At 36.7% G+C, this 12,734-nt stretch carries 12 protein-coding genes; 5 read left to right on the plus strand and 7 right to left on the minus strand.

Annotated elements, in window-relative coordinates:
* The first annotated feature begins 57 nt into the window (after window positions 1-57).
* Genes lpxD through lpxB form a run of 5 tightly spaced genes read left to right on the plus strand, consistent with a single transcriptional unit; the run spans window position 58 to window position 4,486 of the window.
* Window positions 58-1,104 carry a UDP-3-O-(3-hydroxymyristoyl)glucosamine N-acyltransferase gene (lpxD, locus tag ACFIN0_RS05920; protein WP_375607211.1) on the plus strand — a complete coding sequence of 349 codons (1,047 nt, stop codon included), beginning with the start codon at window positions 58-60 and terminating at the stop codon, window positions 1,102-1,104.
* A 1-nt stretch (window position 1,105) separates the two neighbouring features.
* Window positions 1,106-1,573 (plus strand): 3-hydroxyacyl-ACP dehydratase FabZ, encoded by a 468-nt coding sequence (fabZ, locus tag ACFIN0_RS05925; protein ID WP_375607210.1) that lies wholly within the window; start codon window positions 1,106-1,108, stop codon window positions 1,571-1,573.
* Window positions 1,574-1,597: 24 nt separating this feature from the next.
* Window positions 1,598-2,422 carry an acyl-ACP--UDP-N-acetylglucosamine O-acyltransferase gene (lpxA, locus tag ACFIN0_RS05930; RefSeq protein WP_375609506.1) on the plus strand — a complete coding sequence of 275 codons (825 nt, stop codon included), beginning with the start codon at window positions 1,598-1,600 and terminating at the stop codon, window positions 2,420-2,422.
* Window positions 2,423-2,424: 2 nt separating this feature from the next.
* Complete coding sequence (locus ACFIN0_RS05935) at window positions 2,425-3,297, plus strand: LpxI family protein (RefSeq protein WP_375702119.1); 873 nt, start codon at window positions 2,425-2,427, stop codon at window positions 3,295-3,297.
* Window positions 3,290-4,486: a lipid-A-disaccharide synthase gene (gene lpxB / locus ACFIN0_RS05940; protein WP_375702120.1), complete on the plus strand. Its 1,197-nt coding sequence runs from the start codon at window positions 3,290-3,292 to the stop codon at window positions 4,484-4,486. Before ACFIN0_RS05935 ends, lpxB begins: the two co-directional genes overlap by 8 nt.
* A gap of 20 nt (window positions 4,487-4,506) precedes the next feature.
* Here the strand turns inward: lpxB and ACFIN0_RS05945 are convergent, their stop codons facing one another.
* From ACFIN0_RS05945 to gltX, 7 genes are all read right to left on the minus strand, one after another.
* Window positions 4,507-5,280 (minus strand): amino acid ABC transporter ATP-binding protein, encoded by a 774-nt coding sequence (locus ACFIN0_RS05945; RefSeq protein WP_375607206.1) that lies wholly within the window; start codon window positions 5,278-5,280, stop codon window positions 4,507-4,509.
* 79 nt (window positions 5,281-5,359) lie between these two features.
* Window positions 5,360-6,067, minus strand: coding sequence for an ABC transporter permease (locus tag ACFIN0_RS05950; RefSeq protein WP_375607205.1), 708 nt, complete (start codon window positions 6,065-6,067; stop codon window positions 5,360-5,362).
* Window positions 6,067-6,786, minus strand: coding sequence for an ABC transporter permease (locus ACFIN0_RS05955; protein ID WP_375607204.1), 720 nt, complete (start codon window positions 6,784-6,786; stop codon window positions 6,067-6,069). Before ACFIN0_RS05955 ends, ACFIN0_RS05950 begins: the two co-directional genes overlap by 1 nt.
* A 79-nt stretch (window positions 6,787-6,865) precedes the next feature.
* Window positions 6,866-7,618 (minus strand): transporter substrate-binding domain-containing protein, encoded by a 753-nt coding sequence (locus tag ACFIN0_RS05960; protein WP_375608543.1) that lies wholly within the window; start codon window positions 7,616-7,618, stop codon window positions 6,866-6,868.
* Window positions 7,619-8,111: 493 nt separating this feature from the next.
* Window positions 8,112-8,864: a transporter substrate-binding domain-containing protein gene (locus ACFIN0_RS05965; protein WP_375702121.1), complete on the minus strand. Its 753-nt coding sequence runs from the start codon at window positions 8,862-8,864 to the stop codon at window positions 8,112-8,114.
* Between the two features lie 871 nt (window positions 8,865-9,735).
* Complete coding sequence (gene gltA, locus ACFIN0_RS05970; RefSeq protein WP_375702122.1) at window positions 9,736-11,031, minus strand: citrate synthase; 1,296 nt, start codon at window positions 11,029-11,031, stop codon at window positions 9,736-9,738.
* Between the two features lie 264 nt (window positions 11,032-11,295).
* Window positions 11,296-12,726 (minus strand): glutamate--tRNA ligase, encoded by a 1,431-nt coding sequence (gene gltX / locus ACFIN0_RS05975; RefSeq protein WP_375702123.1) that lies wholly within the window; start codon window positions 12,724-12,726, stop codon window positions 11,296-11,298.
* Between the last annotated feature and the right edge of the window lie 8 nt (window positions 12,727-12,734).

Below are 12,734 nucleotides of genomic sequence, written 5' to 3' on the forward strand. Positions count from 1 at the left end.
ATTTTAAGAAGGAAAAACTTGAAGAGAATAGCTTAAGCTGGGAGAGAAAGTGTTTTGATGGCGGATACATTTTTTTTTACGCCGTCCCGACGATTGACAGTTGCAAATGCTGCTGAGTTGACGGGTGCAAAGCTTCTTAATCCAGAGTTTTCTCATAAAGTTATCAATACTCTTTCTTCACTTGAGAGTGCTGTGGAGGGTTCGCTTGTTTTTGTAGAGCATCGGAAGTTTTCTGATGCTTTGCTGGATAGTTCTGCTGTTGCTGTTTTGTGTACGAATGAGATTGTTTTTAAAGTTCCCGAAACTATGGCAATTTTGGTGACATCCACACCACAGCGTGACTTTGCTCAGATTGGTCGTATTTTGTTTCCAGATTCTGTTAAGCCAATACCTTGGTTGGGGCAGAAGGGGATTTCATCGCATGCGCATATTCATCCAACGGCTAAGTTGGCGCATGATGTGTGTATTGAAGCGGGAGCTGTTATTGGTAAAAATGTTGAGATTGGTGCAGGAACTCTTATCTCATCCACAGCTGTTATCGGTGAAAATTGCCGTATTGGATGTGACTGCTATATTGCTCCTAAGGTAACAGTTCAGTGTTCTATAATAGGTGATAAGGTTCAGCTTTATCCTGGTGTTTGCATTGGGCAAGATGGTTTTGGTTATGTTGGGGGCGTTTCTGGAATCGAGAAAATTCCACAGCTTGGTCGCGTTATTATTGAGGATGGTGTAGAAGTTGGTGCGAACACGACAATTGATCGTGGAACATTTCAAGATACTGTTATTGGTGAAGGAAGCAAGATTGATAATCTTGTACAAATTGCCCACAATGTAAAAATTGGTCGCTATTGTCTTATTGCCGCTCAATGTGGCATTGCGGGAAGTACATCTATAGGGGATATGTCTCAGCTTGGTGGAAGTGTGGGAGTAGCTGATCACATCATAATAGGTAAATCTGTCCAGATTGCTGCTCGTAGTGGTGTTATGAATGACATTCCGGATGGCGAAAAATGGGGAGGTAGTCCAGCGCGACCATTTAAACAATGGTTTCGTGAAGTAGCGGCGTTGCGCAGTATGGGAAAAGTTAAAAAGGAGAAACGCTGATATGATCAGCAGTGAAAAAACTAAAAACTTAGAGGCTGTCGATATTGAAAAACTATTATCAATATTACCGCACCGTTATCCATTTTTATTAATTGATCGTATCGTTGATATTGATGGTGAACAAGAAGCGATTGGTATTAAAAATATAACGATTAACGAGCCACATTTTACAGGACATTTTCCCTCAAAGCCTGTTATGCCTGGAGTTTTGATTTTAGAAGCTATGGCACAAACGGCAGGAGCAATAGCACTTTTAAATTTAGGCAATAAGCAAACAAATTTAGTTTACCTTATGACGGTTGATAATGCGAAATTTCGTAAGCCGGTTATGCCTGGTGATCAGCTCAAGATTCATGTTCAGCTTTTGAAAAAAAGATCTGGTATGAGACGTTTTTCATGTGTTGCAAAAGTAGAAGATGTCCGCGTCGCTGAAGCAGAAATTGCTGCGATGATTGTTGAAAAAGAATAAACGATATTTGATGGGGATTTAAAAATGTCCGGTACGAAAATCCATCCAACTGCTCTTGTGGAGAAGGGAGCGCAGCTTGGTGAGAATGTACGCGTTGGACCATTTTGCCATATTAGTTCAGAGGCTGTTATTGGTGATGAATGTAGTTTGACAAGTCATGTTGTAATAATGGGAAAGACAACGTTAGGAGCCAAGAGTAAAGTATTTTCTCATGCTGTTTTGGGGGCAGATCCGCAAAATAATAAACATAAAGGAGGGGCTACGACTCTTTTTATTGGTAAGAATTGTACGATTCGTGAAGGTGTAACAATGCATAGGGGTTCCGATTCGAGTGTAGGAATGACAGTTGTTGGTGATAATTGCCAATTTTTTTGTTATGCGCATATCGCTCACGATTGTTATGTAGGCAATCATGTAACATTTGCCAATAACGCAATGATTGCTGGTCATGTTACTATTGGTGATTATGTGATTATTGGTGGTGGTGCTGCTGTTCATCAATTTGTTCGTGTTGGACATCATGCATTTATCGGCGGCGTATCTGCACTGGTTGGTGATCTGATACCTTATGGAACAGCTGTTGGTGTGCAGGCAAAACTTGCTGGGCTCAATATTATTGGCATGAAGCGTGCAGGACTTGAGCGTCAAGATATTCATGCACTCCGTCATGCGGTTGCTATGCTTTTTGATCATAGCAAACCATTTAAAGAGCGTGTCAGTGATGTTGCTTCTTTCTATTCTTCTTCTCAGTCTGTTTCTGAAGTTGTTAATTTTATTAAAGAAGAAGGAAAGCGTTTTTATTGTACACCAAAATTTGAAGGTGTTAGAATAAAAGAACATAAGGATTAAAAATGCCTATTTGGGGAGCCAGAAGTTTTCTTTCCGGCCGTACTGCTATTATAGCAGGAAATGGTGTTCTACCGATTACTGTTGCGCAGACTCTTGAGAAGAATGGAGAAAATCCTTTTCTTGTGCTTTTGCATGGTGAGGCAGATTCTGTTCTTTATCGCTATGAGCATTGCGAACTATCAATTGTAGAGTTAGCACGACTCGTTAAAATTTTAAAAGAGGCTGGTGTATATAATGTTGTTTTGGCAGGTGGCGTGAAAAAGCGTCCACTTCTTAAACAATTGCGACTGGACTGGACAACATTTTTAGCTCTGCCTAAGTTAATCGGAGCTTTGAGGAAGGGAGATGATGCGTTATTAAAAGCTTTTATACGGATTATTGAAGCGCATGGTTTTTGTGTTATCGGTGCCCATGAAATAGTACCAGATCTTTTAGCTCCCATAGCATTTAATTTAACAATACGGCGTGCTACGCCAAAAGAGAAAAAAGATATTTTTTTAGCAGCAGAAGCAGCAAAACTTTTAGGTCAATTGGATATTGGACAAGCCGTTGTTGTTGTTCAGGGAAGGGTGGTTGCTTTGGAGGGCGCTGAGGGAACTGATAATATGTTGTGGCGTGTTTGTGAAATGCGAGAAAGAGGGCAAATTCCCTCTAAGGGTGGTGTTCTTGTAAAATGTGCAAAACCACAACAGGATAATCGCGTTGATTTGCCATCAATTGGTCCCGCGACAATAATGAATATTGCAAAGAGTGGTTTATCTGGTGTTGCGGTGGAGGCAAATAGAAGTCTAATATTATCAGTGAAAACAACAATAGAAAAAGCCAACAAATATTCTCTATTTATAGAGACATTTGAGAAGTTTGGTCATGAATAATTGTTTCTTAAAGATTGCAGTGGTTTCAGGTGAGGAATCTGGTGATTTACTTGGGGCCGATCTAATTTCTTGTTTATCACAACAGATAGGATGCAATATTCATTTGATTGGTGTTGGGGGGAGCCATTTAAAGGCATTAGGCTTAAAAAGCTTTTTTGATTCCCATGATATTGCTTTAATAGGTTTAAAGGAGGTGTTGAAAAAACTACCGTTGTTGTTGCTACACATTCGCAATTTATCCAAATTTATTGCACAAGAACAACCTGATTGTTTAATTATTATTGATAGTCCTGATTTCACGCATCGTATTGCAAAAAAGGTACGTGCTTTAGCGCCTTCTATTCCTATCATTAAATATATTGCACCAACCGTTTGGGCATGGAGGCCAGAGCGTGCAAAAGCTATGTGTGGATTTGTTGATCATGTTTTAGCGGTTTTTCCTTTTGAAGAAAAGATTATGCAAGATTTGGGAGGCCCTGCTACGACCTATGTTGGACATCGTCTTTTGACATATCCTCCCCTTTTGAGAGTTCAGTCAGAAAAAAAAAGCCAATTAGAACAAAGAAATTTGATCGATACACAAGCATTATTGCCTACATTAGTTATTTTGCCAGGATCGCGCAATTCAGAAATTCGTTCTTTAATGCCTATTTTTCGAGAAACAGTAGAGATTCTTGTACAACGTATTCCTCATTTACGTATTATTTTACCAACCTTACCTCATTTGGTAGATAGAATCCGGGACTTTGTGCAGGGCTGGAAAAGCAAGATAGAAATTGTAGTTGGTGAAGATGAAAAATGGCGTGCTTTTGCACAAGCAGATGTTGCTCTTGCTGCACATGGAACTGTTTCACTTGAATTAGCCTTAGCAAAAGTTCCTATGGTTCTTTGCTATAAACTTGATTATTTTTCTAAATTATTCATTTTTCCTAAAATGATGTTATGGAGCGCTGCTCTTCCGAATATTATTGCTGATAAGCCTATTGTTTCGGAATATTTGAATGAATTAATCCGTCCTGGCATGTTAGCAAGACAGGTAGAACAACTTTTGGCTAATCCTTTATTGCGACAGGCACAACTTGATTCCTTTGAGATGGTAGAACAGAAAATGAAAACTGAAGTACCATCGGGGGTTGTTGGCGCACAAACAATTATCACTCTTTTAAAAAGTAGGAATAAAATTGTATAAATAAAGCAATATTTTAATGATTAATATTTAATTTTAGCAAGAAATTCACAAGCACGTTGGCTTTTAGGATTGGTAAAAAATTTTTCAGATGCTGTATCTTCAACAATTTTTCCGTTTTCTAGAAAGAGTATTCTTTCTGAGACTTTCCGTGCGAAGTCCATTTCATGAGTAACACAAAGCATTGTGATTCCTGTATCTGCTAATTGAGCCATTACTTGCAAAACTTCTCCTACACTTTCTGGATCAAGAGCAGAGGTTGGTTCGTCAAAAAGCATTACTTCAGGTTCCATACAAAGTGCACGGGCAATCGCAACACGCTGTTGTTGCCCACCAGAGAGTTGTAAAGGATATTTTTCACAGTGTTTTTCAATACCAACATGCGTTAAGTAATGAATTGCTCGTTCTTTTGCTTGTTGTTTGGAAAGACCTTGAACTGTCATAGGGGCTAAAATACAATTTTGTATAACGCTCATGTGGGGGAATAAATTAAAGTTCTGAAAGACCATTCCTATCTTACGGAGAACATTTTTTTGCTGTTGTACAGGGGCGGTATGGATATCAACGTTATGGATACGGATCGAACCTTTTTGTGCTTGTTCTAATTGATTAATACAACGAATTAACGTTGATTTTCCAGATCCGGATGGGCCACAAATAACGATATGTTCACCAGTTTGAACATCAAAGTTGATATCATGTAGAACCTGAAAGTTTCCGTACCATTTATTGAGGTTTCGAATGGAGATCACAGGGTTTTTATTGGGAGAGATCGATTGATTATTTTTCAAATTCATCTTGTTTTATTCTTTCATTGATGAATGAATTTATTAATTCAACATTTTGATTTGGTAAAGTTCTTTTATGATCATTTATTTATCGTAAATATCGAGTGAGGCGATGTTCGATAAAAACAATAAAACGATGAATGAGTTCAACAATAAAAAGATAGATAAGGGCTGCCCAAACGTAAACTTGAAAATCGAATGTACGTGAATAAGTGAGTTTAGCAATCCCCATTAAATCATAAACAGTAATAAGTGAGGCAATGGCACTGGATTTAATCATTAAAATCAACTCATTGCCTAGAGGGCGTAATGCTATAATCATTGCTTGTGGAAGAATAACTTTAAAAAATGTGACAGAGTTGCTTAAACCTAAAGCTTTTGATGCTTCACGTTGCCCAGTTGTTACGGATAAAAAACTTCCTTTAAAGATCTCAGATTGATAGGCAGCAGAATTGAGTGTAAAAATAAAAAGACAACAATACCACGCGTTTTGAAAAAACCACCATAGACCAACCTGTTGCCAAAAATTGTTCATTGAACCAAGCCCATAATAAAAAAGGAAGAGTTGGGCTAACAAAGGAGAGCCGCGAAAAAAATAGACATAAGCATTTGCGAAATATTGTAAAAACGTATTCTTTGATAAACGCGCAAAAGCGATAAGCATACCAAGGAAAAAACCAAGAGAACAAGAAATAGAAACAAGCTCAACAGTAACAATAAAGCCATCAACAAATTTGGGGCCATAACGGCTTAAAAGATCAGGATTAAAAAGGAAATAAAGCCACTCCGGAATCATTAACCTAGCACCTTTTTATAGCCTATTTGAGTGTATGTTTCCACATAGCGTAATATTGTAGAAAAAAACGCTGAAAATAATAAATAGAGTAAGCATGCTACAAGATAAAATAGCATGGGTTTATTGGTTGCCGCGACAGCTAAATTCGTTTGTCGCATGAGGTCAACAAGCGCGATAGTTGAAACGAGGGATGTATCTTTCAGTAAAGTAAGCCAATTATTAGAAAGTCCTGGTAAGGCATTTCGGATGAGCTGAGGGAAGACAATACGAAAAAATGTGGTTGATCGTGAAAGGCCTAAAGCTTTGGCAGCTTCATATTGACCTTTATCAAAAATATTAAATGCTCCAAGCCAAACTTCACAAGAGAAAGCTGCAAAAACCAGACTGAGTGCAAGGACACCAGCAACAAAAGCATTGATGCTGAACATGATTTCAAGATTAAAATAGTCAAAGGCATTTTGAATAAGGTTTTGTAATCCATAGTAAACTAAAAACAGAGTTAAAAGCTCTGGTAATCCACGAAATACCGTTGAAAAGAGACGTGCTAGAGCTTTAGCTATCTTAATATTGGATCGAATCATTACTGCATTGAGAAGACCTAAGGGAAGCCCTAGAAGGCCACAGCACAACGCCAATGACAATGTCATTCCTGCACTGGAAAGTATAACCGCTCCCCATCCACCATTGCTAAATGATAGCAATGCTAAATTTTCAATCATTCTTGTGTTCCTCATGAAAGAGTTAGATAATGTTTTTTAGAAATAGACAGTAGGTTGCATTTAAATATCACATTGATATTTAATAAACATCATTTGTAAAATATTTTCTCATAATTTTCTCATAAGTTCCATCCAAACGGATTTCTTTTATTGCTTCATTGAACTTATTTTTAAGATCATTATTATTTTGACGGATTGCAATTGCAACAGGAAACTTTGTTTCTTCCAGAGTTCCTAGGAGGAAACAGCAATCTTTTCCTTCATTTTTAAGCCAATTTAACGCTTCTAATTTATCAACAATAATCATATCAAGTCGATGATTTAAGAGGTCACGATTCATTTCTATTGTGGAAGGATAGAGTTTGATTTTTACCTCTTTAGAGGCATAATGATCTTCCGCATACAAAGCTTGTGTTGTATTAGATTGCACACCAAGATTTTTACCTCTAAAGCTTTGTGTTGAGAGTTCCTTAATTCCTGAATCTTTAGTAACAATGACAGCCAGTGCTGTGTCATAGTAAGGATCTGTAAAGTCAATTTTTTGTAAACGCTCTTGTGTATGAGAGAGAGAAGCAACAATAGCGTCATATTTTTTTGCAATAAGTCCGGGGATCATTCCCTCGAAATCTTGCGTGACAATAGTACACTCAACATTCATTTTTTTACAAAGTGCGTAAGATATATCAATATCAAATCCTTGCAGTTTGTTATTTGAGTCAATATAACTAAAGGGAGGATAGGTGCCTTCACTCGCAATTTTTAATGTTTTCGCATCAGCCAATTGGGCGAATAGCGCGGCGCTTATTATAAGAGCTCCAGCTAATAGTTTCATGATATTCTCCTATTGGATAAGCGGGCAAATATGAAATCGTCACGTTTTATAATCTGTAAGCTTTTTGGGAGCAATGCAAAAATTTATCGGCGTTTATTTTAGATCATTATGTTGCAGATTATTATCAAAAAATTATCTTTTTTATTGATTTAAAGAAAATAAATATCTTATTGCTTGTATGATGGCTTAATTTTCATAAAATGAGTGCTTTGCATTATCTCATAAATAAAAATCGAGAAATTTTCTTGCAAAATAAGGCTATTCAATTTGAACATGAAGAAAAAATTAGATTTTTATAAAATAAAAATACAATCTCAATTATTATTAGATTCCATGAAAGGTTTAAATATCGAGAAACAATTAAAAATTAACTTTTTATAAATATAAATTTTTCTTATAAAAATACTGGGTTTTCAATCATACTTGCATGTTCAACAAAGAGTTTGAAAATATTCCTTAAATATAAAGCTTCAAGTTTAATTCATAGTGATATTTAATCGATATCGAATGCAAAATACTTTCTCATAATTTCATCATAGGTTCCATCGGCGCGGATTTCTTCTATTGCTTTATTGAACTTATTTTTAAGATCAGTATTATTTTGACGGAGTGCAATTGCAATAGGAAATTTTGTTTCTTCTAAAGTTCCTAGAAGCTCGCAGCAATCCTTTCCTTCATTTTCAAGCCAATTTAATGCTTTTAATTTATCAAAGATGATTATATCAAGCCGATGGCTTAAAAGGTCACGATTAACTTCTGTTGCTGTAGGATAAAGTTTGATATTAACTCCTTCAGAGGCATAATGATCTTCCGCATATGCAGCTTGTGTTGTATTTGATTGTACACCAAGATTTTTACCTTTAAAGCTTTGTGTTGAGATCTCTTTAATTCCCGAATTTTTGCTAACAATAACAGCGAGTACTGTATTGTAGTAAGGATCTGTAAAATCAATTTTTTGTAAGCGCTCTTTTGTAGGAGAAAGGGAAGAAATGATAGCATCGTATTTTTTGGCAATAAGTCCGGGAATCATCCCCTCAAAGTCTTGTGTGACAATAGTACATTCAACATTCATTTTTTTACAAAGTGCATAAGCTATATCAATATCAAACCCTTGCAGTTTATTATTTGAGTCAATATAACTAAATGGCGGATAAGAAGCATCGCTTGCAATTTTCAGCGTTTGAGAATTGGCCGATAGGGTAAACAGTGTCGCGCTTATTATAAGAGCTCCTGCTAATAATTTCATTATGTTCTCCTATTAGATAAGCTGGCAAATATGAAACCATTATGCATTTTTATAATCTTTAAGCTCTTTGGGAGCAATGTAAAAAATTGAGTTGTTTTCATTATGCTGGATATTATTATCAAAAAAATAATTTATTTTTATCAAGCATGGGAATAGAAAATACAGGAAAGAAGTAAACCTCTTATCGCTTATATAATGAATTTTAATAATTTTATTAAAAATCAGTAAATTATCTTTAAAAGAAAAACTATTAATTTAAATACAAAGAAAATTGTAGTCACTTAACAGGATAAAATATTATTATTTCCACTTTTTATATGAAATGCAGAATGTCAAAATAAATTTATTTTCTAACGATTGTGAAAATTTTCTTCTAAGAAGCTTGATTTTAGCCGATGATGTTTAAGATGAATGCCTGTATAGGATATAATCATTATAATAAGTTGATCTTTATAGCTATTCCTATAGAAGGAGTCATTTTGCATAGCAAATTTTAAGAGTGCATTTCATTTTCATTCTAATCTACTGTATTTGAAGAAGATAGAGAGTGAAACTCTAACATTGCTAAGTTTTAATATGTAATAAGGGTTTTAGATATGAGGGAATCATAGAAAATACGTTTCATTGAAAATAATGAGAATTATAGGGTAAAATTTTCAATTTCTTTTTACTAAATGTGTAGCTAATTTTCAAAAGAGTATTATCAATTTATTGACAGAGCCAAAATTTAGAATTTTTTCGTAAATTTTTATAATGATGTTCTCTGGCGAGAAAGAGCTTTAAAATTAGGTTTTATAAAAATCCTTAAAGGATGCTTTTTGATTACTCTCAATAAAGCTTCAGTAAATTGAAGCTTTATTGATTTCTTTTTTTAATTTGCACGTTCATCTATAGGAACATAGTCACGCATAGCATAGCCAGTGTAGAGTTGTCGAGGACGACCAATTTTTTGTGCAGGGTCTTCAATCATTTCTTTCCATTGTGCCACCCACCCGACACTGCGCGCCAATGCAAAAAGGACAGTAAACATTTCAGTTGGAAAACCTAAAGCTTTTAATGTAATGCCGGAATAGAAATCAACATTGGGATAAAGCTTTTTCTCAATAAAATATTCATCACTTAAGGCAATTCTTTCAAGTTCTATTGCAATATCAAGAAGCGGGTCATCTTGAATGTTGAGCTCTTTTAAAACCTCATGACAGGTTTTTTGCATGATTTTTGCACGTGGATCATAATTTTTATAGACACGATGCCCAAAGCCCATAAGGCGGAAAGGATCATTTTTATCTTTTGCACGTGCAATAAATTCAGGAATTCTTTTAATAGAACCTATTTCTTGTAGCATTTTTAGACATGCTTCATTGGCACCACCATGTGCTGGTCCCCAAAGGCATGCAACACCTGCTGCAATACAGGCAAACGGATTAGCACCTGAGGATCCAGCAAGACGCACTGTAGATGTAGAAGCATTTTGTTCATGATCTGCATGAAGGATAAAGATTTGATCCATCGCTCGGGCAAGCACTGGATTTATTTTATATTCTTCACAAGGAACAGCAAAACACATATGGAGGAAATTTGCAGCATAACTAAGATCATTGCGTGGATAAACAAAGGCTTGTCCGATACTGTATTTATAGGCCATAGCAGCAAGCGTTGGAACTTTTGAGATAAGACGTACAGAAGCAATCATTCTCTGGTGAGGATCTGTAATATCAATAGAGTCGTGATAGAACGCAGACATAGCGCCAAGGCAGGCAACCATGACGGCCATGGGATGAGAGTCACGACGGAAGCCGTGGAAGAAACGTGAAAACTGCTCGTGGACCATGGTATGCTGCATAATACATCGATCAAAGTCGTTTTTTTCTTTCTGTGTTGGGAGTTCACCATAAAGGAGAAGATAACAACTTTCCAGAAAGTCTCCTTTTTCAGCCAATTGGTCGATAGGATAACCACGATAAAGCAATATGCCTTTATCACCATCAATATAAGTAATTTTTGATTCACAAGAAGCTGTTGAAGTAAAACCAGGATCATAAGTAAAAATATCGGTTTTTTTGTAGAGAGAAGCAATTTCGATGACTTCAGGTCCACTTGTGCCTTTACGCAGGGGAAGTTCTACTTTTTTATCATTCACAATAAGATGTGCGTTATTCTCAGACATTCGGTATTCCTTTCAGATCCTTCGCTTCTAAAAATTAAGACTCTGCTTCATCAGAGTAGGAGATATACAATAACTGAAGCTTTTCTTACTTATACTAAGGGCAGATTGCCTCTAAAAGTGAGTACATGCAATCTAAAATATTTCCTTAGCGATCATTATTACTCAATACAAATTGTATTTCAATGATATAACATAAAAAACTCTTTTAGATTGCGTTGAAATATTTGTATAGAGATCTATTTGAGGAGATATATTCAGTACATATCATGAGTATATTTTTTTGATAAGTTGGTCTTTGATACGATGAAGGCATTCATCGCGTCCTAATAAAATAAGAATATCTAAAACTCCTGGCGATGTTGCGCGTCCTGTAAGAGCTGCGCGAAGTGGTTGGGCGATAGATCCAAATTTAAGATTTTCTGTTTGGGCATAAGAGCGAAGAGTTTCATCTAAAGCTTTTGTATCCCAAGAGGGGCAAGCTTTCAGGGCAAGATAAAGAGCGTTTAAAATGGTTCGTCCATTTTTATCTAAGAGCATTTGTGCTTTTTCATCAAGCTGTAATGGTCGTTGCGTAAAAATGAAGGCGGCATTATCAATCAGCTCGCACAGTGTTTTTGAACGTTCTTTCAAATGTGGGATTGCTTTTAAAAATTGAACACGGCGTTTTTCATCAAGTCTTTCAATGGTTTGTGCTCCCTTGTCGGTTTCTGGTAGAATATCAAGAGCGGCATCAAAAAGGTCTTGATCATTGCTCATGCGCATATAGTGTCCGTTAATGGAATCGAGCTTTTTGAGATCAAAACGAGCAGCACCTTTGTTAATATCCTCAATATCAAACCAAGAAATCATATCTTCAAGTGATATAAGTTCGTCATCCCCGTGACTCCACCCTAAACGGACAAGGTAATTGCGCAAAGCAGCAGGAAGATATCCCATGGTTCGGTAAGCATCAACACCGAGCGCCCCATGCCGCTTTGATAATTTTGCGCCGTTTTCACCGTGGATAAGAGGAATATGTGCCATAACAGGAATATCCCATCCCATTGCTTTAAAGATGATTATTTGTCGGGCTGCATTGGTAAGATGATCGTCTCCACGTATGATATGTGTGATGCCCATATCATGATCATCAACGACAACAGCATGCATATAGGTAGGCGAACCATCAGAACGCAAAATAATAAAGTCATCAAGATCTTTATTAGGAAAACGAACATCACCTTGAACAAGATCATGTACTATGGTTTCTCCCTCTTGAGGGGCTTTGATGCGAATAACAGGTTTAACACCTTTAGGAGCTTCAGAACGATCACGGTCCCGCCAACGTCCATCATAACGGGGCGGGCGCCTTTCTGTACGGGCTTTTTCACGCATTTCAGCTAATTCTTCAGGTGAAGCATAACAATAATATGCTTTGCCATTCTTGACCAACTGCTCGGCGATTTGGCGGTGACGTTCTGCACGTTCAAATTGCGAAATAGGGGCGCCATCATAGTTAAGACCCATCCAGTGCAAGCCATCTATTATGGCTTTTACAGCTGCTTCTGTTGAACGTTCCCGGTCTGTATCTTCAATTCGTAGAAGCATTTTTCCACCGGTATGTTTTGCATAAAGCCAATTAAAAAGAGCAGTACGAGCGCCACCAATATGAAGGAAACCTGTGGGTGAAGGGGCAAAACGGGTAATAACAGACACGAATATTT

This window comes from Bartonella sp. AA89HNZF (genome assembly GCF_042196905.1).
Taxonomy (GTDB): domain Bacteria; phylum Pseudomonadota; class Alphaproteobacteria; order Rhizobiales; family Rhizobiaceae; genus Bartonella.